This is a genomic window from Enterococcus sp. AZ141, from assembly GCF_051714385.1.
GTDB lineage: Bacteria > Bacillota > Bacilli > Lactobacillales > Enterococcaceae > Enterococcus_D > Enterococcus_D entomosocium.
Genome location: NZ_JBIORT010000001.1, coordinates 354,795 through 377,738 on the forward strand (window position 1 = coordinate 354,795; position 22,944 = coordinate 377,738).

The 22,944-nt window shown below is 43.7% G+C and carries 22 protein-coding genes; 5 read left to right on the forward strand and 17 right to left on the reverse strand.

Annotated elements, in window-relative coordinates; genetic code table 11:
* Window positions 1–62 precede the first annotated feature (62 nt).
* Both IGI89_RS01695 and IGI89_RS01700 read right to left on the reverse strand, forming a co-directional pair.
* Window positions 63–1,505 carry a helix-turn-helix domain-containing protein gene (locus IGI89_RS01695; protein ID WP_016611958.1) on the reverse strand — a complete coding sequence of 481 codons (1,443 nt, stop codon included), beginning with the start codon at window positions 1,503–1,505 and terminating at the stop codon, window positions 63–65.
* The gene (locus tag IGI89_RS01700; protein ID WP_438735210.1) at window positions 1,495–2,802 is read right to left on the reverse strand and encodes an FAD-dependent oxidoreductase; all 1,308 of its coding nucleotides are present in this window, start codon (window positions 2,800–2,802) and stop codon (window positions 1,495–1,497) included. Before IGI89_RS01700 ends, IGI89_RS01695 begins: the two co-directional genes overlap by 11 nt.
* Before the next feature lie 136 nt (window positions 2,803–2,938).
* Between IGI89_RS01700 and IGI89_RS01705 the strand changes: the two genes are divergently transcribed.
* Window positions 2,939–3,763, forward strand: coding sequence for a DUF92 domain-containing protein (locus IGI89_RS01705; protein ID WP_438735211.1), 825 nt, complete (start codon window positions 2,939–2,941; stop codon window positions 3,761–3,763).
* A 60-nt stretch (window positions 3,764–3,823) separates the two neighbouring features.
* Here IGI89_RS01705 and IGI89_RS01710 read toward each other — a convergent pair whose 3' ends face one another.
* The 3 genes from IGI89_RS01710 to IGI89_RS01720 all read right to left on the reverse strand — a co-directional run bounded on the left by IGI89_RS01710 (window position 3,824) and on the right by IGI89_RS01720 (window position 6,226).
* Window positions 3,824–4,534: an MgtC/SapB family protein gene (locus IGI89_RS01710; RefSeq protein WP_008377072.1), complete on the reverse strand. Its 711-nt coding sequence runs from the start codon at window positions 4,532–4,534 to the stop codon at window positions 3,824–3,826.
* A 230-nt stretch (window positions 4,535–4,764) separates the two neighbouring features.
* Entirely contained in the window at window positions 4,765–5,466 is a 702-nt protein-coding gene (gene nagB, locus IGI89_RS01715) for a glucosamine-6-phosphate deaminase (protein ID WP_005225171.1), read from the reverse strand.
* Between the two features lie 157 nt (window positions 5,467–5,623).
* Window positions 5,624–6,226 carry a LysM peptidoglycan-binding domain-containing protein gene (locus IGI89_RS01720; RefSeq protein WP_016620555.1) on the reverse strand — a complete coding sequence of 201 codons (603 nt, stop codon included), beginning with the start codon at window positions 6,224–6,226 and terminating at the stop codon, window positions 5,624–5,626.
* Window positions 6,227–6,460: 234 nt separating this feature from the next.
* On the opposite strand from IGI89_RS01720, the gene IGI89_RS01725 reads away from it, so the two are divergent.
* Window positions 6,461–6,850, forward strand: a complete 390-nt coding sequence (locus IGI89_RS01725; RefSeq protein WP_005237494.1) for a DUF1093 domain-containing protein — start codon at window positions 6,461–6,463, stop codon at window positions 6,848–6,850.
* 320 nt (window positions 6,851–7,170) lie between these two features.
* Here the strand turns inward: IGI89_RS01725 and glnA are convergent, their stop codons facing one another.
* From glnA to IGI89_RS01755, 6 genes are all read right to left on the reverse strand, one after another.
* Window positions 7,171–8,511 carry a type I glutamate--ammonia ligase gene (glnA, locus tag IGI89_RS01730; protein WP_005225167.1) on the reverse strand — a complete coding sequence of 447 codons (1,341 nt, stop codon included), beginning with the start codon at window positions 8,509–8,511 and terminating at the stop codon, window positions 7,171–7,173.
* A gap of 59 nt (window positions 8,512–8,570) precedes the next feature.
* A complete protein-coding gene (locus IGI89_RS01735) occupies window positions 8,571–8,951 on the reverse strand; it encodes a MerR family transcriptional regulator (RefSeq protein ID WP_005225166.1) in 381 nt (126 codons plus the stop codon).
* Window positions 8,952–9,239: 288 nt separating this feature from the next.
* A complete protein-coding gene (gene hflX, locus IGI89_RS01740) occupies window positions 9,240–10,484 on the reverse strand; it encodes a GTPase HflX (RefSeq protein ID WP_005225165.1) in 1,245 nt (414 codons plus the stop codon).
* Entirely contained in the window at window positions 10,481–11,398 is a 918-nt protein-coding gene (gene miaA, locus IGI89_RS01745) for a tRNA (adenosine(37)-N6)-dimethylallyltransferase MiaA (protein ID WP_438735213.1), read from the reverse strand. Before miaA ends, hflX begins: the two co-directional genes overlap by 4 nt.
* The gene (locus tag IGI89_RS01750; RefSeq protein ID WP_087665118.1) at window positions 11,395–12,144 is read right to left on the reverse strand and encodes a glycerophosphodiester phosphodiesterase; all 750 of its coding nucleotides are present in this window, start codon (window positions 12,142–12,144) and stop codon (window positions 11,395–11,397) included. The genes miaA and IGI89_RS01750 overlap by 4 nt, the downstream gene beginning before the upstream one ends.
* 221 nt (window positions 12,145–12,365) lie before the next feature.
* On the reverse strand, window positions 12,366–12,884 hold the full coding sequence (locus IGI89_RS01755; protein WP_008377057.1) for a hypothetical protein: 519 nt from the start codon (window positions 12,882–12,884) through the stop codon (window positions 12,366–12,368).
* Window positions 12,885–13,059: 175 nt separating this feature from the next.
* On the opposite strand from IGI89_RS01755, the gene clpP reads away from it, so the two are divergent.
* On the forward strand, window positions 13,060–13,650 hold the full coding sequence (gene clpP, locus IGI89_RS01760) for an ATP-dependent Clp endopeptidase proteolytic subunit ClpP (RefSeq protein ID WP_005225161.1): 591 nt from the start codon (window positions 13,060–13,062) through the stop codon (window positions 13,648–13,650).
* A gap of 60 nt (window positions 13,651–13,710) precedes the next feature.
* Here clpP and IGI89_RS01765 read toward each other — a convergent pair whose 3' ends face one another.
* The 3 genes from IGI89_RS01765 to IGI89_RS01775 form a co-directional block, all read right to left on the reverse strand.
* Window positions 13,711–14,304 carry a gamma carbonic anhydrase family protein gene (locus tag IGI89_RS01765; RefSeq protein WP_016611938.1) on the reverse strand — a complete coding sequence of 198 codons (594 nt, stop codon included), beginning with the start codon at window positions 14,302–14,304 and terminating at the stop codon, window positions 13,711–13,713.
* A gap of 62 nt (window positions 14,305–14,366) precedes the next feature.
* Window positions 14,367–16,124 (reverse strand): ABC transporter ATP-binding protein, encoded by a 1,758-nt coding sequence (locus tag IGI89_RS01770; protein WP_005237514.1) that lies wholly within the window; start codon window positions 16,122–16,124, stop codon window positions 14,367–14,369.
* Window positions 16,121–17,854 carry an ABC transporter ATP-binding protein gene (locus IGI89_RS01775; protein WP_420694651.1) on the reverse strand — a complete coding sequence of 578 codons (1,734 nt, stop codon included), beginning with the start codon at window positions 17,852–17,854 and terminating at the stop codon, window positions 16,121–16,123. Before IGI89_RS01775 ends, IGI89_RS01770 begins: the two co-directional genes overlap by 4 nt.
* Window positions 17,855–18,256: 402 nt before the next feature.
* Here IGI89_RS01775 and IGI89_RS01780 point away from each other — a divergent pair, with 402 nt between their 5' ends.
* Window positions 18,257–18,469, forward strand: a complete 213-nt coding sequence (locus IGI89_RS01780; RefSeq protein ID WP_005225157.1) for a DNA-directed RNA polymerase subunit epsilon — start codon at window positions 18,257–18,259, stop codon at window positions 18,467–18,469.
* A 1-nt stretch (window position 18,470) separates the two neighbouring features.
* Complete coding sequence (gene rnjA / locus IGI89_RS01785) at window positions 18,471–20,150, forward strand: ribonuclease J1 (RefSeq protein ID WP_005225156.1); 1,680 nt, start codon at window positions 18,471–18,473, stop codon at window positions 20,148–20,150.
* 131 nt (window positions 20,151–20,281) lie between these two features.
* Here the strand turns inward: rnjA and IGI89_RS01790 are convergent, their stop codons facing one another.
* From IGI89_RS01790 to radC, 3 genes are all read right to left on the reverse strand, one after another.
* Window positions 20,282–21,577, reverse strand: coding sequence for an ISL3-like element ISEfa11 family transposase (locus IGI89_RS01790; protein WP_438735216.1), 1,296 nt, complete (start codon window positions 21,575–21,577; stop codon window positions 20,282–20,284).
* A 238-nt stretch (window positions 21,578–21,815) separates the two neighbouring features.
* Entirely contained in the window at window positions 21,816–22,016 is a 201-nt protein-coding gene (locus tag IGI89_RS01795; protein ID WP_005225155.1) for a cold-shock protein, read from the reverse strand.
* Window positions 22,017–22,216: 200 nt separating this feature from the next.
* On the reverse strand, window positions 22,217–22,909 hold the full coding sequence (gene radC, locus IGI89_RS01800) for a RadC family protein (RefSeq protein ID WP_008377042.1): 693 nt from the start codon (window positions 22,907–22,909) through the stop codon (window positions 22,217–22,219).
* Window positions 22,910–22,944: the final 35 nt, after the last annotated feature.

The window sequence follows — 22,944 nt, forward strand, 5'->3', positions numbered from 1 at the left end:
TGAACTTTTGCTATATGGTTCGTCAATTTTTTTTCAAATCTCTAAGAAATTGACGAAATCCACTATTTAAAGCGTTCACGGATCATTTTTTTGATTGTCTCACGATCATAAGCAGTCCCTAATTCACTGATTCGATAAGTCGGTGTTTTGGTCTCGATGGCGTAATTCGCCAAGATCAAATCATATTCTTGTTCTGGACGATAGCGTTCGACAACTACGCCATTCAAATTTTTGAGATACAGCAGCCACATATAATAGAGAGCTTCTTTAAATAGCTCATCCATTTTCAAGGCGATCCCAACACGAAATTCTCGATTGATTTGATAGTCGATGATCGTGATGACACTCAAGTATTTGACCATCGTCATCATCAGTAGACTATTTTTCTCGGACGGCTTGATATTTAACTCTGTTAAGGCCTTACCTAATAGTTCATGACTGATTTGCTGAATGTTGCGGCTGGATAACTGCGCTTCTAACTGCCAAATATTTTCTCGATCAAAAACCTCCACATCCCCTTTGAAAAAATAGACGCGGCTGTGGATCTGCAGCAGGTGACCATAGCAAGTGGCTTCCATTTCACGAGGAACAAACGATGGGCGGTAAAGATGCAAAATATGTTCCAAAATCAATGTATCCGTCAAGGCAGTTGGCGTAAACCGAGAACGCTGCAGCATATACACCTGCAGATCGTGTTCGGATAACACCGAGAACGACAACAAAAAGACAAAATGCAGCATCGCCTCCTCTTCTCTGACTTCTAATGCGTAATGGCCAAAGCCACGAAATACCAACTCACGTAATTGTTGAAACAAAGGGTCTTTCATGTAAGGTGCCATTTTCTCCCGTAAAACTTGAAAGGATTGAGTAGCAATTTTAAGTCGCGCCTTCATGATCCTCAGCCATAGGGACAAGCGCTGCTGGGCTTCTTTCGTAAAGCGCATGTTCAGGCCGCGAGTGATCAGACCGACATATTTCTCATCGATCGGCAATGGCTGACTGTCAAAAGAATGAACATACCAAAAGAGTTCAAAATAGAAATAACGAATTTGGGTTTCTTCTCCAATCAGCTTTCCTTGCCAGATCTCTAACTCAAATTCTGCTAGCAAACCATTTAGCTCTTTGATTTTGCGAAACAAGGATGACTCGCTGACTGTTAATTTTTGTGCCAGCTGGACAGTTGTCACTTCTTGATGTTGTAAAAGATGCTCGAGAATTTGAAATTTCAAGGCCGAACGATAAAATGCCCATTCAATTTGGTTAAGAGAAAAGGTGGGACTCATTTCAAAAACCAGTGAACCATTTCGGTAATACAATCGACACTGCTCATGATAGTGCGTCAACTCATCTTGCAGCTCATCCACATACTTTTCCAGAGAAGGCTTACTGATGCCAAGATAGAGCGCTAATTCATGTAGCTCCATTTGACCGCCAACTAGTAAAAGTTTTTTGAGCAGCTGCAATTGTTTTGCTTCTTTTTTTTCTAATAACTGATCAAGTCTCATCGGCATCACTTCCCGACCATATGAAGGTTTGATCCAACACATTCGTGAACCGTGGATGGAAGAAAAAGTCTTTTTGGGTCAGCTCCTCCATCGTTGCCTGCTGCTCGATCGCAAACGCTAGTAAATTGATTTTTTCCAAAATATTGGCTTTTGATAAAAGCTGTGCACCAACGATTCGACCGCTGGCTTGTTCGATCATCACTTTTCCATGAACCTGCGTCGAATCAAAAAGGGAAACGGTAGCCGTAAAAGTGTGACTAACGATCGGTGATTCATAGAAAAACTGATCCGACTCGGTCAAGCCGGTACTGGCTAAATACCACTCAAACAATTGTGTACCGACTGTCCGCAATCCACCACGAAACGGGGTCGTTTTGTTTGCTAGATTGCGAGCTGCCGCAATCCCTGAGCGAACAGCATTATTGACTAAGGGCATGTAGACCGTGTCTTTCGTAATAGCATTTGGAATTTGGATCAAGTCGCCGACCGCAAAAATATCCGTGGCAGAAGTTTCCAAGTAGGCATCTGTCCAGATAGTTTGATCACTGTGTAATTCAAAGACCGTAAATGCCTCTGGCAAGCGAGGATGAACGTTAACTGTCGTCAATACCAGATCGCTTTCATAACCTTGATCGGCGGTTTCGATCCGAAAGCCTGTTTCCGTTTTAACGACTGCCAAAGTTGGCTCCGACCAATGCAGCTGCAAGTTGGGGATTTTTTCGATCTTCGTTAAAAAGGGCTGCAAAAAATCGCGATCAAAGTATTTGAATAAAGGATACGACATTGATTCGATCACACTGACTTTTTTGCCGATCATCGTTAAGGTATTCGCCACTTCCATCCCGGCTTGACCAGCACCGACGATGGTAATCGACTCTGCTTGGGGCAATTGCTGTAAGAAATGCTTCGCTGCTTCATATTCTTTGTAGGTCAGTAGTGCTTCTTCTGGTTGCGGCAAAACAGTGGAATCTTGACTGGAACCTGCCGCCAAGACGAGTCGATCATAGCTTAGTTCCCGCTGATCCGTCCGAATCCGATGATCAGAAGGAAAGACTTCTAGAAAGGTTTCTTCTAAGGCTACGTCGATTGTTTCTGCCTCCAGCTGCTCCTTCGTACAAAAGAATGCTTCATCCAGTGAAGCGATCCTGCCTTCGATCAGCAATAACAAACCGCTTGGAACAAACCCAAGATGGGCTTTTTTTTCTATCAATAAAATCTCTGCGTCAGGGTATAATCGGCGTGCTTCACGGGCGCAGCTGACACCACCAAAGGACCCGCCTACGATAATGATTTTCATTGGATCACCTCTCTCCCTTAGCTTAAATGAAACGCTCTCATTTGACGAGTAAAAAGCTATCTTCCTTACTATTTTTTTGTTAACTGCGGTAAAATAAATGAGACCTATGCTACACTATACGCAAAGGAGTGTTCAAATGGTTTTCTTTTATCAATTCATGCTAGGATTGTTTGCCAGCATATTCGTTGCAGCGGCAGCATTCGTCTTTCAGTGGCTGACTATTTCTGGCGCACTGGCTGCGATTCTTTGCGGCACACTGGTTATTGGCTTTGGTCCGTGGTACAGCATCTTTTTGATTGGCTTTTTCTTTGCCAGCTCTGGCATCATTGGTCTTTTAAAGAAAATGCGCCGTCAGCCAGAGTCAGCGGTGCTTGCCAAAGGTGCTCGCCGTGATGCAAAACAAGTCTTTGCGAACATCGCACCCAGTATCTTTGCGCTCCTGCTTGCCTTTGGGACGAAAGAACCGCTATTCCTTTGGGGATTTGTGGCGGGAATCGCTAGCTGTACGGCTGACACTTGGGGCTCAGAAATCGGCGTGCTGAGTCCAAGTCCACCGCGTCACTTACTAACGGAAAAAAAATTACCACCGGGACTTTCCGGCGGTGTCAGTTGGTTGGGAACTGCCGCTTCCCTAGCAGGGAGTCTCGCCATCACTGGTTTATTCGCAGCAGCCTTATGGTTGAACGGCAAGCCGTTCTCCCTTGATCTCTGGTTGACTTTGACTGCTTTAGGCTTTTGCGGTAGTCTTTTGGACAGCTTACTGGGCGCAGCGATTCAGGTGCGCTATCAATGCCCTGTCTGTCACCAATACACCGAAAAAAAAGTCCACCACGACGTTGCGACCAAGCAAGTCGGCGGTCTTTCCTTTGTAACGAATGAAGGGGTCAATTTGCTGACTTCAATAGTGATCGTTATTTTGACTGTGTGTTTCTTTTACTTAAAAATGTCTAACGCATCATAAAAAAGCAGCAAGGCATCTCACTAATGTGAGGTGTCTTGCTGCTTTTTGATTCAATATCCGTTAAGCAATATCCACCAAGCGGATCTTCGTGACATTTTTGTAGACAGACAATTCTTCGATCACTTCAGAAAAGCCTAGTCCTCGCGGGAGATCAATCGTATAAATGTTGGTATAAATGCGATAGTCTTCCATGAATTTGACATCAAAATTGACATCTTCGATCACGATATTTTTCTCTTGGAAGTACTCCGTCAAAAACTCTTTGGTCTCGGTACGATGAATGTATTGGATCTCCAATTTCTTTGCTGTTGGTACGCGGACGATCCGCTTAACGATCGTCAATGCAAAGAAGATCCCGATAAAACTGCTTAATGCGATGGTGTAAAAGCCCATCCCGATGGCAATTCCTAAACCGGCGATCGCCCATAAGGAAGCAGCCGTCGTCAACCCCGTCACCGAGCGCTTCGTCACAATGATCGTTCCGGCGCCTAGAAAACCGACCCCGCTGACGACTTGTGCGATCAATCGTGCTTCGTCCGAACGAATCACGCCTGCTAAATCTGGATGATCCAGCGCATCTCGCATGGCACCTGTGGCGATCTCCACTTGGATCAAAGCAATGACACAAGCCCCCATGCAAACCAAGATATGGGTTCTAAGACCAGCTGGTCGGCTTTTGTACTGCCGCTCGTACCCAATCGCGCCACCCATGACCATCGCCAACAGCAACCTCAGTGCTACTTCAGGAATGGATAAATGCATATCAACCATTTGCATCCCTCTTTTCTTCGTATTCTCTCTTTTAACTATAGCATCTCTGATGGAAAAAAGGAAAAAACATCGCTAGAGCGGCCAAATAAAAAAAGCCTCCTCAGAAATAAGCAAGATAGATCCGAACCATCGCTCGCAGCTGCGCTGGCATTACTGCACAAGCGCAGGGGGAAGCTGCAAGGATGGCGCGTTTTCCTTCTGACTTATTTCTGAAAAGGGCTGATTTTGTTTTACAGGTTGCTGGCAGCAGCCTCATCGATGATCACGATCACGTCATCATGCTTTTGTAAAACTGAAGCTGGTAATTCGTTGGTTACGGGTCCTTCGATCATTTTTTGGATCGCATCCGCTTTGACTTCGCCAAATGCCATCAAAATGATCTTTTTGCTTTGCATGATTGAACCGATCCCCATGGAAATTGCCGTCGTTGGGACGTCTTCGACTTTATCAAAGTAGCGTTTGTTGGCATTGATGGTCGATTCAGTCAAATCAACGACTGAGGTCGTTCCTTCAAAGGATGCACCAGGTTCGTTGAAGCCGATATGTCCGTTTTGACCAATACCCAAGATTTGGATATCAACTGGGTGATCCGCAATCACGCTATCGTAGCGTTGGCATTCTGCTTCTAAATCTTCCGCTTTGCCGTTTGGTACGAAGGTTTCTTTGAATGGTTTTTTGTTGAATAAATGTGCATTCATGAAGTAACGATAGCTTTGTTCGTCTTCGCCGCCTAATCCAACATATTCATCTAAGTTGACTGAAGTCATTTCTGAAAAATCAACTTCACTGGCAGTCATTTCTGCATAAAGGGTCTCTGGCGTGCTTCCTGTTGCTAAACCTAGCACTTTGGCGCCATTTGCCATACCTTCTTGTATCAATTCAAAAGCTTTCTTTCCGCCTTGAGCAGCATCTTTAACGCGAATAATTTCCATGATCAGCGCTCCGTTTCTATTTGGTATAGTCCAATAATACCACAGGTTGTGTTTGATTACAATAATTAGTCTAGACCAGATGACGATTTTTTCTTTATCACCAATCAAAAAAAGACGAGCTCTGGAATGAGCTCGTCTCTACTCGTATTCTACTTGCTTACCAATTCGTATAAACATCAATACCGCTATGACCGACACCTGTGTCATAGACTTTATAGGCACCTAAAGATGATTGACCAGTCGATCCTTTCGGTTGATTGTCGCTGGCAACAACGATGTACCCATCGGCATCACGGATCGTTCCGTCAGAGGCTACATGGCGTCCAGGGATGTTCAATCCGCCTCCTGGCAAAACTTTTTGTGAGTAGTACGATTCTCTCACACCATTGAAGTAGTTGATCCCATCCACTGGATTCAAGACTCCAGAACCAGCACCAGGAATGCTTGAACGGGTTTGACTCACGTTAGCAGTCGCTGTAGATTCACTTTTTTCTGTGCTTTCTTTCGTACTTGTTTCTTTGTTTTCTACTGATTGGCCATCGTTAGAAACCAACAATGTTTCGCCATCAAAAATCATATTTGGATTTTCGATCGAATCATTCAAAGCTAAAAGGTCTTCGATCGTTGTTTGATAAGTAGCAGCGATCCCAGATAGGGTGTCTCCTGGTTCGACAACATGGGTTTGTTCTGCTGCTGAAACAACTGTTCCTCCAACGAATAAACCAAATCCTGCAACAACTGTAAATGCAAATTTTTTCAAATGAAAAAACCTCTCTTTTGATTATTTGTCCCGCTATCGGGCACAAGTAAGAGAATAACATTACAATGTTGCAGGAAGGTTTCAGAAATGTTTTTCATTATCACAATTGTTAAACAGAAAATTACAAGCTTTTTGATAATAAACAGTAAACTTACAATATTGTTATCCATTTCGATGAATGATTTTGGCTCCATCATGCTATAGTAAACCCAGTAATTGAAAGGATCGATGCACATGAAAAAACTACTTTTGACGCTTGGCGTTTTGATTTTAGCAGTAGGTGGCTATTTTGGCTACACTTACTATACAACAACTTATCAAGGGATAACGGCCTATGCCATCACGCCCAACAAAGTCCCAGAAAAGACCCAAACGTACAGCGATTCCGGTGAAAAAATCGATGGCTCCTTTACGTATAAGTACACGTTTGAGTTTGTTAAGAAAAACGGCGAGAAAGAACTCATGACCTATGATCTTTCTGGTGAAAATGTGAAGCCATTCGCGCCAAATACCTTAGTCAAAGCAGAGATCAGTAAAACCCGTGTCATCTCGGGTCCCAATGAAGTCCCTCAATCAGAAGTCCCAGCAAAAATACTGTCTGAGCTGGAAACCTTTGACGAATAAGGACTTCTTACAAGAAACTTTCTACTTTTTAAGGTTCATTTTACTTTGACCGGCTATGCTAGCTTTATACCAAAACTATTTTTCTTCCTCTTACCAGTCCTCGCCCGACTGGTATTTTTTTATTTTTTCCCAATGATCAGGCAAAATTTACGCGCCTTATAGACAGAACCGCTCTAGCTTCGCAATGTTTTTCTGTTCAAATTTTGATCAACCAGTTATTGACTATCGGAAATAAATAAACCGAGAATTATTAGGATAAAAGCTGAGTTCATCATAAAAAAACCGCTAGATTGTTTATCTCTAGCGGTTTTCTTGCGATTTTAGTATAGTTCCAAGTATTGTTCTCTTTCCCACTCGGAGACTGTTTGGCGGAAGGCTGCCCATTCTAATCGTTTTGCTTCGACAAAGTTGGCATAGATGTGTTTGCCTAAAGCATCGATCATCACTTGATCTTTGCGCAATGCTTTGATGGCATTGTGGATCGTTGATGGCAGATCTTCGATTTGTGCTTCTGCACGTTCTGTTTCGTTCATGATGTAGATGTTGCGGTCGACTGCTGGTGGTGGTGTCAACTCACGTCTAACGCCATCAAGTCCTGCTTGCAGTAAAACAGCCATTGCTAAGTATGGGTTGGCTGATGGGTCAACCGAACGCAATTCCAAACGCGTTGACAAGCCTCTTGATTCTGGTACCCGAATCAATGGTGAACGGTTGCGTCCTGACCATGCCACGTATACAGGCGCTTCGTAACCTGGCACTAAGCGTTTGTAGGAGTTGACGGTTGGGTTGCAGACAGCTGTGTAAGCACGGGCGTGTTCGATCAAACCGCCTAAGAAGTGATACGCTGTTTGGCTTAATTGCATTGGCCCTTCTTCATCAAAGAAGACATTTTCATCGCCTTTGAACAAGGACATGTTGCAGTGCATGCCTGAACCGTTGATGCCGAATAATGGTTTTGGCATGAAGGTTGCATGCAAGCCGTGTTTACGAGCAATAGTTTTCACGACAAGTTTGAAGGTTTGGATGTTGTCACATGCTTCCACTGCATCCGCATATTTAAAATCGATCTCGTGTTGCCCTGGTGCTACCTCATGGTGAGACGCTTCAACTTCAAAGCCAAGGCTTTCTAATTCTAATACGATATCGCGACGGCAGTTTTCCCCTAGATCGGTTGGGGCAAAATCGAAGTAGCCGCCTTTGTCGTTTAATTCCGTTGTGATTTCGCCTGCTTCATCTAATTTGAATAGGAAAAATTCTGGTTCTGGTCCAAGATTGAAAGAAGTAAAGCCAAGGGATTGCATGTCCGCTAATGCCCGTTTTAAGTTGCCGCGAGGGTCGCCTGCAAATGGGGTGCCATCTGGATTGTAGATATCACAGATCAAACGAGCCACTTTGCCATGTTCACTTTCCCAAGGGAAGATCATCCATGTCGACAAATCAGGATACAGATACATGTCACTTTCTTCAATACGGACAAATCCTTCAATAGAAGAACCGTCAAACATCATTTTGTTTTCCAGTACTTTATCTAATTGACTTACAGGTACTTCAACGTTCTTGTTTGTTCCTAAAATATCAGTAAACATCAAGCGTAAAAAGCGCACGTTCTCATCCTTTACGATTTGTTTGATGTCTTCGGCGGTTCTTTCAAATTTTGGCATAGTATCCCTTCCTTTTTCCCAATTCTTTTTTTATATCACAGCAATGATCTACAAATGTTCTACATTCGTGGACCTTTTTGCTGGTATGGCTGTTGTTGATTCAATCCACCTTGAGCCAAGAGTTCATCATAAAAAATTCGACGAACATCTTCATCGGTCAGCGGCGGTTTGTTCTTCGCTTCTTTTTCTTTGGCAACTTTCATTTCATAAACTCGTTTGATCCCAGCCATGTTCAGTCCATCGGAAAGATAGTCTTTGATCTCTAGCAAGGTATCAATATCATTCAGCGAATACATGCGTCGATTGCCATCGCTGCGTTCCGGGTGGATCAATTCTTGTTCTTCGTAATAACGAATTTGACGGGCGGTGAGATCGGTCAATTTCATGACTGTTCCGATAGGAAAGACTGACATTGAGCGCCGCAATTCTTTTTCCCGCATAACTTGGCTCCCCTCCGTTTCAATGATGCTGCGTAACTTTATGGAAACTATACCAATTCTTTTTTTGCGTGTCAACCCCTCATGTTAGAAAAAGTGACATGAATGCAAATTTTTTTGATTTTTTCATTAGGTCCTTGATTTGATCGTATGTTCAAGCAGTTGTTTTTATGGAAGAAATGGTGCTTTAGCCAAAAATGTTCGGTTTTTGCGTTCAAAGCAAGCCAAACCACTTATACTTCATAATTTTGTCACGACAAAAAAACGGTGCATCGGTTGCACCGTTTCTGCTTATTCCTGTTCTTGCGCCATTCTGCGTAGTGGATAGGTATCCTCAAGCGCAAATCCTTTGATATGATAGGTCTGTGTTGCTTCATCGAAGGCATTGCTCAAAACTAGTGACTCCCGTTTTAAACGATTCAGCGCATTGCCTTCATCGGCTTGCAGAACCAGATGATAAGGCTGCATGATCTGCATCAACTCCATTTTGATCGCCTGAGTCAAGCGTTCTTTGCCTTTGGTACTCTTTGCCGAAATCAAGACGTTGGGAAAGAGCGTTGGGACAAACTGATCGGCGTCGATGCGATCCGCCTTATTATAGACCGTCAACATCGGTAATTGGGTCAAAGAAAGTTCTTCCATTAACTTCAAGACGGTCTCCTCTTGCTGAACCCGTTCTTCGGAACTGGCATCGACGACATGCAGCAAGAAGTCCATGTTTTGACTTTCTTCCAGTGTGGAATGAAACGCATCGATCAATTGGGTCGGCAATTCTTGGATAAAGCCAACCGTATCGGTAATGGTGACTTCAAATCCTTCCGGCATCCGCCAGCGTTTCGTCAACGGATCGAGTGTTGCGAACAGCTGGTCTTGTTCATACGTATCCGCACTGGTCAAAATATTTAAAATAGTTGATTTTCCGGCATTGGTATAACCAATCAAGCCCATTTGAAAGACTTGGCTGTCTTTGCGCTTTTGGCGTGTCCGGTCTCGATGGGCGGCCACTTCCTTCAATTCCCGTTTGATGATGGTGATGCGGTTGCGGATGTGTCGACGATCGGTCTCCAGCTTGGTTTCCCCTGGCCCTCTCGTTCCGATTCCGCCCCCCAGCCGAGACATGTTCTTTCCTTGCCCTATCAAACGTGGAAGCAAATAATCCAGCTGCGCCAATTCTACTTGCAGCTTTCCTTCTTTGGAACGGGCACGCATCGCAAAAATATCGAGGATCAGCTGGACGCGATCAATCACTGGCACTTCTAGCGCATCACCGATCAACTGGCTTTGCCTTGGTGTCAGTTCATGATTGAAGATCACTAGATCTGCTTCATGTGCTTCTGCCAACTGCTGCAATTCCGCAACTTTCCCCTTGCCAATCACGGTTTGTCGATCGACTTGCTGCCGTTTTTGCACCAGTGAAAAAACAACTTCACCATTGGCGGTTTTTGTTAAGCTTTTCAATTCTTTCATTGACGAATCAAAATGAAGATAGTTTTTCTCCGTTTCTACTCCGACAAGAATCACACGTTCTTGGCTCATCTTTTCTCCTCCAACCATTGGTTGATTTCTGTTTCAAGGGTACGTTGTTCTTCAGGTTGTCTCACTAAATCAATCCATCGGGGCTGTGCTCGGTTATTGAACCACGTCAGCTGCCGCTTGGCATAGCGGCGTGAGTTTTGCTTGATTTGCTCAATTGTTTCATCCAATGTGGCCTGCCCGTGAAAATAGGGCAAAAATTCCTTGTAGCCGATCCCTTTGGCGGCTTGCGTTTCTGGATACTGCAAAACAGCTTTTGCTTCTTCGATCAAGCCTTGATCCATCATTAAGTCCACTCGCTGATTGATTCGCTGGTATAACAATTCTCGCTCAGTGGTTAAACCGATCATGAAGAAATCGTACAAAACTTGCGGTGTTTCTTTTGGTGCAGCAATACTTTCGCCAGTCATTTCAAAAACCTCCAACGCACGAATCACTTTCCGCTCATTGTTGTAGTGGATCTTCGCTGCTGCCAAGGGATCGACCGCCTGCAGCTTTTGCCATAGAGCTTCTTTGCCGATGGCTGCTGCTTCTTGTTCATAGCGCTGACGAATCGTTGGGTCGCCTTCTTCTGCCCCTAAACGAAAGTCATACAAAAGCGCTTGGATGTATAGCCCTGTCCCCCCCACAACGATCGGCAGCTTTCCTTGCTGCTGGATCGTCTCAATGGCCTCACGCCCCATTTGCTGGAAATCAGCCGCAGAATACGTTTCCGTCATTGCAAGAATATCGATCAAATGATGAGGAATCCCTGCCATTTCTTCCTTCGTCACTTTGGCGGTACCGATATCTAATTGTCGATAAATTTGCATGGAATCCCCGCTGATGATCTCCCCATGGTATTTTTGAGCTAATTGGATACTCAAGGCGGTTTTACCGACTGCGGTCGGTCCCACGATCACTAAGACTTTTTTCATCCTTTTGTTTCCTCGCGGACCTGCTGCACAATTGCCCGAGCGTTTTCTGGAAAATCGGTGATGATCCCGGTCACCCCCAAAGCCAAGCAGGTGCGAATCGCCGCTTCTTCATTGACAGTCCACGGACGGATCGCAATCGGAAAATCAGTCAAGACCGTTGCTGTCTCTTGGACCCAGCGATAGGCCGGATGAATTCCTTCGATATACGGTCGGCTGAGCGCCAACGGTGGTTTGTCTTCCCCGCGTCCCATAATAAAATCAAGGATCGCATCCGGTTCGATCGCATGCATCCGATCCAAAGTCTCGATATTGAAGGAACAATACCAATGAGTAAAAGGCCATTCTTGGCTATTCAATAAGTCGGATACTTTGGCTTCGATTCCTTCATACTCATAATGATCGGTTTTTAATTCAATCGTCAAAATGCCACGATAATTCTTCGCTGCAAGTAAATCCAACACTTCTTTTAGCGTGGGGACTTTGGCGGCTTGGAATTCCTCAGAAAACCAGCTGCCGGCATTGAGTTCTTTTAGTTCAGCAACCGTCAGGTCACAGATCCGACCTTTGCCGTTGGTCGTTCGATCAACCGTTTCATCATGCATGACGATCAAGCCGCCATCTTTTGATAGATGCACATCTAACTCAATGATATCAGCTTTGACCCGCACCGCTTCCGCAAATGCCGGTAGCGTGTTTTCAGGTCGGTTGCCGCTACTCCCGCGGTGGGCAACGATTTGTACCATCATTCTTTCACTCCATTCTCACTCTTTATTTTACCATGGAATCTGCTAGAACCAAAAAGCCTCTGTTTGTTTTGATCCTTTTAAGGGGACAGCGCTTTGTTTCGGTCAAAGAAAAACACTCTTACTATGATCGCAGTAAGAGTGTGTGTGATCAGTTGAAAAAGTGCAATCGTCGATACTATGGTTTGGTTACCTTAACCAAGGCGACCGACTGACCAGAAGAATCAAATCGTTTTTGAAAAATAGGTCAACGGTTCGCTCGTCATGTTTTTCATTTGGTTTTTACGCTCATTGACCATTTCAACCAATTGATCAAGGAAATTTTCCATAATGATCCGACCGCCTTTATACGTATACCCACCGATCTTAACGGTTTCCTCTGGCGACAAAATCACCCGACGTGTCCCGATTTTTTTGAAAAATTCTTCCAAGAAAAAATTCGGTAGATAAAAACTATTTTGCGCCGCAAAAGATTGTAGATAGGCGAAATCATCGATGGTGATATAACAGTCATCAAAGGCATCAAAGCTGACATACTCATCCATCAACATGACCCGTTTTTGTAGAATCTCACTGATTTTTTGATTCAATAAAACCAGCGTTTCGATTTCTTTGACTTTATGCTCCAACAAACGGCGTTGTTTTTCTTTTTGTTCCTCATACCGAATGCGTAAATTAAAAATGATGGTTACTAACAATGCGCCCACTAAGACGCCAATCAAACCTGCTATTGCTACTGCCATTCTTCGATCCTTCCTCATTCCTTTTTTAATATTGTATCATATTTGAAAGTTTCGCAAAAAAGATAACGAACTTTTTATTTGACCTTTCTTGACCTAATCGGTATACTATCTCTTAGATATTGCGAAAACTTTATGCTAAACTATATCTATAACGATTTTTAGGAGGACTATCACTATGAATTTAATTCCTACTGTCATTGAACAATCATCTCGCGGTGAAAGAGCGTATGACATCTATTCTCGTCTATTAAAAGACCGGATCATTATGTTGAGTGGTCAAGTAACCGATGACTTAGCAAACTCGATCATTGCTCAGCTTTTATTCTTAGACGCGCAAGATTCTGAAAAAGACATCTACTTGTACATCAACTCGCCTGGCGGAAGCGTTACTGCTGGTCTAGCGATCTTTGATACCATGAACTTTATCAAAGCCGATGTCCAAACCATCGTTATGGGGATGGCTGCTTCTATGGGTTCATTCTTATTGACCGCTGGTGAAAAAGGCAAACGCTTTGCGTTACCAAATGCCGAAATCATGATTCACCAACCATTAGGTGGCGCACAAGGTCAAGCAACTGAGATTGAAATTGCTGCCCGCCACATTTTGGCAACCCGCGAACGTCTGAACAAAATCTTGTCAGAACGTACTGGTCAACCAATCGAAGTGATTGAACGCGATACCGATCGCGACAACTTCATGACCGCACAAGAAGCCAAAGACTACGGCTTGATCGACGAGATCATGGAATCAAACAAATTGAAATAAGCTTGCATAAAAAGGTGTACGAAGCAATTCGTACACCTTTTTGCGTCTTTTGGTTCATCGTCAGACTTCGCCATATTGGCCTTGTTGGTAAGCATGCCCATTTTCCACGTAATGCGTGATGTTTGCCTGATTTTTGGCGATCTCTTCTTCTGTCAACGGGCGGATCACTCGTGCCGGACGACCAAACGCCAACACATTAGGAGGAATGACGGTTCCTTCCGTCACTAACGAACCGGCACCTAACAAACTATTTTCGCCGATCACGGCATGATTCAAAACGATCGAGCTCATGCCGACCAGAGCCCCTTTTTTGATGGTACAGCCATGGAGCATACACTGATGCCCAACAGTCACATCGTCTTCAACGATCGTCGGGGCATCGTGATCAACGTGGATGATCGTTCCATCTTGAATATTGGTACGCGCGCCGATTTCGATTCGATTGGCATCGCCTCGAATCACTGCTTGAAACCAGACCGTACTATCTTTTCCTAGAGTCACGTTTCCTACGATCGTCGCATTTTTTGCCACAAAACAAGGTGTCGCTTGCGGCGAGGCGGGCGAAACTGTTTTTTGGGTTTCATTCCCTGATTGTTCTTTGTCCATCAACTTCTCCTTCCAATCCATAAAGGGATCTGCGCTTTCTTTTTTCACTATAGCACCACCCTTGCTACAATGCAAAAAGAGCGCCAGTCAGACTGGACGCTCTTTTCGGCTTACTCGGCTTCTTCTGAAAATTGACTTTGATACAGTTGGCTATAAAAGCCGCCAGCTGCCAACAAGGTCTCGTGATTGCCTTTTTCAATGATCGACCCTTGATCCATCACTAAGATCAGATCCGCTTCACGAATCGTTGACAAACGATGGGCGATCACAAAGCTGGTACGACCTTCCATCACTTTATCCATTGCTTTTTGAATCAGCGCTTCTAAGCGGGTATCTACCGAACTGGTGGCTTCATCGAGAATCAAAATCTTCGGATCAGAGATGACTGCCCGGGCGATGGTCAACAATTGTTTTTGTCCCAAAGAGACATTGTCGCCTTCAGAATTGATGATCATCTCGTAGCCATCTGGCATCGTACGAATGAAGTGATCCACATTGGCGGTTTTCGCTGCATCAACGACTTCATAATCGGTGGCATCTAATTTCCCAAAGCGAATGTTATCGCCGATCGTGCCTTCATACAACCACGCATCTTGTAAAACCATCCCAAACAGTGAGCGGACATCGTGACGTTCCATCTTCTTCGTGTCGATGCCGTCGATCTTGATGGCCCCTTCATTGACATCATAAAAACGCATCAACAAATTGATCAAGGTTGTTTTCCCAGCACCTGTTGGTCCAACGATCGCCACAGTTTGTCCAGCTTTGACTTCAAAGTTCAAGTCTTTGATCAATGGTTTTTTCGGATCATAGGCAAAGCCGACATGTTCAAAGGTCACGTCGCCTCTGATTTGTTCCGGCAATTGGATATCGGTTCGATTGACTGGCTCTTCTTCCTCATCTAAGATTTCAAAGACCCGTTTTGCTGCTGCTGAGGCACTTTGCAAGACGGAAGACAACTGGGTAATGTTCCCCATTGGCTGACTGACTTGCCAAATGTATTGAATGAACGCTTGCAGCTGACCAACAACGATCACGCCGCTGATCACGTAAAAACTACCCATGACTGCCATTGCGATATAGGTAAAGTAAGCAGTCATTTGCACCAGTGGCATCATCAATCCTGACACAAAGGCAGAACGAAAGCCATAATAGCGCAACTGGTGGTTAACGTTTTTAAACCCTTCAAGTGTTTGCTTTTCCCGTCCATACACTTTCAACACACTGAATCCAGTCATGTTTTCTTGTACGTAGCCGTTCAGATCTCCTAACGCATTTTGCATGCCTTGGAAGTCCTTTTGCGACTTTTTGACGATTGTGCGAGAAATCAATAAGGAGGCTGGGATCATGATCAATGAAACCAATGCCATGTAAGTATTGATATAAAACATCATAGAAACCGCCATAATGATTCCTAAGAAGGCATTGACGATCCCGATCAAGGCTTGCTGCATCGCACCGCTGACGGCATCCACGTCATTGGTCACCCTTGACAGGATATTCCCTTGCTGGTTGCGGTCGAAGTAAGAAACGGGCAGACGATTGATTTTTTCTTCAATGTCTTGCCGCAAATCTCGCATCGCAGATTGGACAACGTTGGTGATCAGCAGCCCTGACATCAATTGTGAGAAACAGTAACCGACACCAACGACTGCGATCCAGATCAAGCAAAGGATCACGTAATCAAAATTAACGCCTTCGCCTGCAGCGATGTTGCGGCTGATCTCTGTCGTCGGTAATCCAGAAACATACGGCATTGCCGCATTGAAGCCGACGGTTGCAACTGTAAACAGCAAGACTAGGATAAATTGTACTTTGTACGGTTTGATGTAAGCACCTAACCGTTTTAAAGAAGAGATTGCTTTCATTGTGCCAACTCCTCCTCTGATAATTGTGACGCCGCAATGTCGTAGTATACTGGACAAGTTTGCAGCAGTTCTTTGTGGGTACCGATCCCAACCACATCGCCTTCATTCAAGACGACGATCTTATCGGCATTCATGATCGTTCCTACTCGTTGAGCAACGATCAAAACGGTCGATTCCGTGGTTTCTTTTTTCAAGCGTGCCCGCAATTTTGCATCCGTTTGGTAATCCAATGCAGAAAAACTATCATCAAAAATATAGATCTCTGGTTGGCGAATCACCGCACGGGCAATCGCTAGACGTTGTTTTTGTCCGCCAGAGAAGTTGCTTCCGCCTTCTGCCAAATGAGCATCAAAGCCATCTGGTGTGCGAGAAATGAAATCGGCCGCTTGCGCAATCTCGGCTGCTCGTTCCAGCTCTGCTTGCGTGGCATCTTCTTTCCCATAGCGCAGGTTTTCTGCGATCGTCCCTGTAAATAGCAACGCTTTTTGAGGGATAAACCCGATCTTGTTGCGCAAAGTCGTTAAACTGTAATCCCGAACGTCAACGCCATCCACCAAGACGTGGCCTTCACTGACGTCGTAAAAACGCGGAATCAATTGGATCAAGGTCGATTTCCCGCTCCCGGTACTACCGATAAACGCCACAGTTTCACCTGGTGAAGCGGTAAAGCTAACATTACGAATCACTGGACTTTGCGCATGTCCCGGATAAGCAAAGGTAACATTTTTAAATTCCAAGAAACCTTTTGTCTTAGTTTCTGTCACTGGCTGTTCTGGCTCTTTGATTTCAGAAGTCGCATCTAACGCTTCTTGGATTCGGCGAGCAGAAACGGCTGCTCGTGGATACATCGTAAAGACGGTCGCAAACAGCATGAAAGAAAACAGCGCATGGAAGATGTATTCGATAAACGCAATCAAGTCACCGACTTGCAGTTGCCCTTGATCGATTTGAATACTTCCCGTCCAAATAATCAAGATCATCACGATATTGAATAAGAAGAAAAAGCCCGGTTGTGCCGTTGCCATCAAGCGAAACAAGCTGCGAGAACTAGACGCATAGGCTTGGTTGACTTTGCCAAAGCGTTTTTCTTCAAATTTTTCATTGACGAAGGCACGGATCACTCGTAAACCAGAGAGATTTTCCCGCAAAATGCCATTGATTTTATCTAGATTGGCTTGTTGCTTGGTGGATAATGGTTCCGAGATTTTGGCAATGGCGATGACTGCCATTAGCAATATCGGCAATGCCCCCAAGACATATAATCCTAGTTGTGTACTTGTCCGCATGACCATGTACAAGCTGACCACAAACATCATGGGTGTCATCAAACCCGTCCGTAAGATGCTTTGCATAAACAGCATGATTTGATACGCATCATTGGTCACACGGGTGATCAATGATGAAACCCCGATTTTTTCATATTCAGTATGTGAATAGCCTTGGACTTTTTCAAAAAGATCGTCACGAATATCTGCCACAATGTTAGTGGTGATACGTGACGTGAAATAGCCTAACAAAATGTTCATCGTGATCCCCACAATGGTGATCGCGATCATCGCCGCACCCATTTTCCATATGTAGTCGCGATCACCAGCGGCGATCCCTTTGTCGATCATTCTTGCCAATAACGTCGGCAAACCTAATTCAATCAAAATAAAACCAAAAACACAGATGAAATTAAAAACCAGCAGTTTTTTGTTTCTCATCGTATAGTGCCACATTAATTTCAAAAAATCCCCTCCTTTTTTACTTCATTACTTCTACTATAGCATAGGAATATTCTTATTGTAATGCACTTTCAACGAAAAAAAGTAAACTTCGGAAATAGTCGTTTCATTTTCTTTCAGTAAGCCTTTTCAAAAATGACGTGTTTCTATACTTATTCGTTTTTCTGTGATAAACTAGGGATACTTGTAGTGGAACGACTTACAAACCCGGTGAATTTTTTATGACGACATTTGGAAAGCAAAGACGAGGCTTTCTCTTTTTTCTCACAACGATTGTCTGAAAAAAGCATGCAGCGGCTCTCGAAGCCTTCTTTTCAGGTCACTTTATTCGGACCTCGATTTTTTGATGCAGCGAATTCATCAACCAAATAGACTACTGCGAAAAGCAGATAAAGGAGAAAAGATATGATTTACAAAATTTATTACCAAGAAACAAAAGACCGCAACCCAAAGAGAGAACAAACCCACTCTTTGTACATTGAAGCAGACGATGCAGTGATCGCACGCCGTCTAGTGGAACAAAATACCCCATACAACATCGAGTTCGTTCAAGAACTAGATGAAAAACATTTAGCTTACGAAAAAGAAAACGCTGATTTCAAATTAGCGGAGTTTTAAGATGAAAGTTTCGCTGAAAAATAATGAGACCGGCGTATTCGGCGTCGGTGGACTTGGCGAAATCGGAAAAAACTGTTATGGGGTTCAATTCCAAGATGAGATCATCTTAATTGACGCGGGAATCAAATTCCCCGAAGATGAACTGCTTGGGATCGACTATGTCATTTCCGATTATAGCTACATCGTTCAAAATTTACCGAAAGTCAAAGGCTTGATCGTTACTCATGGTCACGAAGACCATATTGGCGGAATCCCTTACTTGTTGCGGGAAGCCAATATCCCAATCTATGCGGGACCCTTGGCACTTGCTTTGATCACCAACAAATTAGATGAGCATGGCTTATTGCGGGACGCGGAATTACACGAAATCAATGAAGATACGGTGATTCGTTTCCGTAAAACGTCCATCAGCTTCTTCCGAACGACCCACAGTATCCCTGATGCTTTAGGTGTCGTTGTCAAAACGCCTTCTGGCAATATCGTCGCAACTGGCGATTTCAAGTTTGACTTTACGCCTGTGGGCGAACCAGCAAACTTGCACAAAATGGCAAAAATTGGTGAAGAAGGCGTCCTTTGCCTCCTTTCCGATAGTACCAATGCAGAGATTCCGACCTTTACCAAATCAGAAAAAACGATCGGCAGCTCGATCCAAAAGATTTTTGAAAAAATCGATGGTCGGATCATTTTTGCCAGCTTTGCCTCCAACATTTTCCGTCTCCAACAAGCTGCAGATGCGGCGGTTGCGACTGGACGTAAAATCGCCGTTTTTGGACGCAGTATGGAAAATGCAATCGTCAACGGACAGCGCCTTGGCTATATCAAGGTGCCAGATGGTACATTTGTGGAATCTCATGAGATCAATCGTTTGCCTGCAAATGAAACGATGATCCTTTGTACGGGTTCTCAAGGAGAGCCGATGGCTGCTTTGAGTCGGATTGCCAACGGGACTCACCGTCAAATCCAAATTCACCCAGATGATACCGTGATTTTCTCAAGCTCACCGATTCCAGGAAATACCACGAGTGTCAATCAGCTGATCAACTTGCTGTTGGAAGCTGGCGCAAACGTGATCCATGGCAAATTGAACAACATCCATACTTCTGGTCATGGTGGCCAAGAAGAACAAAAACTGATGTTGCGTCTAATGAAGCCAAAATTCTTCATGCCTGTCCATGGGGAATTTCGGATGCTCAACATCCACACTCAGCTGGCACAAGATGTCGGTGTACCAAAAGAAAATTGTTTCATTATGGAAAATGGTGACATGTTGGCCTTAACAGCGGATACCGCTCGCTTGGCTGGTCATTTCAATGCCAATGATGTTTATGTCGACGGCAGCGGTATCGGTGATATCGGGAATGTCGTCTTACGAGATCGTCGTATTCTTTCAGAAGAAGGCCTCGTCTTAGCGGTAGCGACAGTCGATGTGGCGAAGAAAGAAGTTCTTGCTGGACCAGATATCCTTTCTCGTGGGTTTGTTTATATGCGGGAATCCGGCGAGATGATCAACGAAGCCCAACAAATTCTCTTCCGTGCGTTGCGAGAAGTCTTGAACCAACCAGACCCAACAGAGCACAAATTAAGAGAAGCGATGTCATCGGCTTTACAGCCATTCCTATTTGAAAAAACCGAGCGGCATCCAATGATCCTTTCAATGATCATGACACCGGATGATTTATAGTTTCACATGCAAGGGGAGTTCTCAGGTTACTGGGAACTCCCCTTTTTCCGGCTCTTTGTCAATAAGGACTGATGAGTTGTGCAAAATCAAATCTGGGTCAGAATGAACCACATTCTGGCTCAGATTTTTTGTTATCTTACTTTGATTAATTGATTGATCAAAAAGATTCTAATTCTCATGTTCTCGAATGATTTAAATCCGTAGGATACTCGTTTCATTGTCTTTATGTGGGTATTCTTCGCTTCTATTTTTCCATTGGAATAAGGATAGATCATTGCGTTGGTGATGCCTTCTTCATAGGTCAGAAGGTTTTGAAGCTTCTCCCGAAAGCTGTCATCTAACGTTTCGGGAAGTTCTGTCAATAAGGAGAAAAACAAGTCAGGGTCTTTGTCTCGAAAGGCTTCAACTAATTCATGAAAAAAGGGATACGCCTCCTTCAGGGGCATAGAAAACTCAAGCAATCGATTAATCATCATTGCTTCAGTAAGAAATGGGTATTTTGGTGCTCGGAAACTTTTCCATGTTTTGTATTCATAATGGTTGATGTTTGCACGATTTTTTAGCAAAAAGCGCCAGTTCTTTTTCAGTTTTTCTGCCTGGCTTTTCTGTCCGGCTTTACGAAGTTCATTCATTTCACGGATACGCAACTCATTGAACGCTTGATTCATGTGTTTGACAATATGAAACCGATCAATCACTACTTTCGCATTTGGCAGAACACGTTTGGTGAGCTGGAAGTAGGCGGCGTTCATGTCTGTCACCAAGAATTCTACTTCTTCTGGATTGGTACAACCTAAGAAATAGCTTGTTAATCGAGGTAATTTACGCGTAGGCAAAACATCAATTAATTTTCCTGTTTCGCCATCTGCGCAAATAAAGCTCATTTTATCTTCTATGGAAGCATGCGAACGAAATTCATCAACCATCAATACTCTGGGGAGAATCTTCTTAGATTGCTTTGGCAAATAGCTTTTAAACTCTTTCAATGTACGAATAACGGTGGTCAAAGATACCTGACAGCTTTTCGCAATAAAAGATAAAGATACTTTTTCAGTCAGTAAAGAAGCAATTTTATATCTAACATGATTTGCGATTGAATGTCTGGGGTGGACAAAATAACTTTGAGCAGTCCAATGGGTTCGGCAGTTTTTACAGGTATAGCGCTGCTTTTTTAGGCGCATAACCAAAGGCATATGATTGTATTGTTCAAAACGGACAATCGTTTCCTTCTTCCCATTTTTCACTATAATTGCTTTCCCGTTTCCATCTACCACAGTAGAACCACAACTTCTACAAGCACGAGGAGCAGGCGAGAGAACAGCATCGACGACCAACGTCTTTTTCTTCTGAAGGGTCTCGTAAGAGACCTCTGTAATCATCAAATCTTTCTCTATTATTCTCAGCATTTTTTTGATAGAATCATTCATATAGCATATCGTCCTCTCAGTTGTTTATTTTGTGGTGATTTAATCATACTAGAGAACGATATGTTTTTTAATACCTAAAATGAAAATGGGACTGAAGAATCAATTCTGATTCATCAGTCCCATAAATTATAGAGCCCTTTTTCCTTTCCGTTGCAAAAAGCAAAAAAAAGACCATCGATTCGATGGTCTTTTGGGTTTTTGATTTCAAAGTGCTCTTACTGGCAGTTTGTTTGAAAGCTTACGCTTTGTTTACGTTAACTGCTTGAGGTCCACGATCAGAATCTTCCACGTCGAAAGTTACTGCTTGACCTTCTTCTAAAGTTTTGAATCCTTCACCTTGGATCGCTGAAAAGTGTACAAATACGTCTGTACCGTCTTCGCGAGAGATAAAACCAAACCCTTTTTCAGCATTGAACCATTTTACTGTACCTTGTTCCATTATAAAAAAACCTCCTCGTGCATAAGCACTTAATTATGTGTAACATTGCCTTTGTGCGATAGAGGCCTAACGTGCGTTTCAACATCTATTCAGCAAACAAAATTACAATAATATTTTACACTTGCCCGTATTTTTTTGCAAGACAGACGATTAGACAATTCACCTTTATTTTTAATAATGTTCGCAAATTAGCCGTTGTGTCAGCAAATCTCTTGATGCCAGAGGCCTTCTTCTCGCAAACTAACATAGGCATTGTCGCCAATAATTAAATGATCCAGTAGTTCGATCCCCATCAAGTCTCCGCACTTGATCAAGCGGCGTGTAAACAGCAGATCTGCCTCTGAGGCTTGAGGACTTCCACTTGGGTGGTTGTGAACGACGATCACTCGTGCGGCACTGTAGCGTACCGCCCAATGAAAAATCTCCCGTGGGTGAGCGATCGACTGATTCAACGATCCGATGAAGATCGTCTTTTTTTGAATGATCTCATTTTTGGTATTCAAATAAATCCCTAGCAAGTGCTCCTGACGAAAGTCTTTTAATTCTTGGATCAGCTGATGAGCGATCGCCATACTGGAGTTGATCTTGCCGTACTTTGGTTGAACAGACCGCTGGATCCGCACACCTAATTCAATCATCGCTTTGATCTCGATGGCTTTGATTTGTCCGACGCCGCGAATTTCTTGTAATTCATCGATTGTCGCTTCTTTTAATTCATACAATTCTTCAAAACGATTCAAGACACTAGCCGCTAATTCCAAGACATTTAGGGGCCGTGAGCCAGTCCGCAACAAAATTGCCAACAGTTCTTGGTTCGAAAGGGCATCAACCCCATATTGCACTAAGCGCTCTCGTGGAAACGAGCTTTGGGGAATCTCTGTTTCATTGATCATAAAAAAACTCCTTTGCGTCGGTCTAATAAAAGATA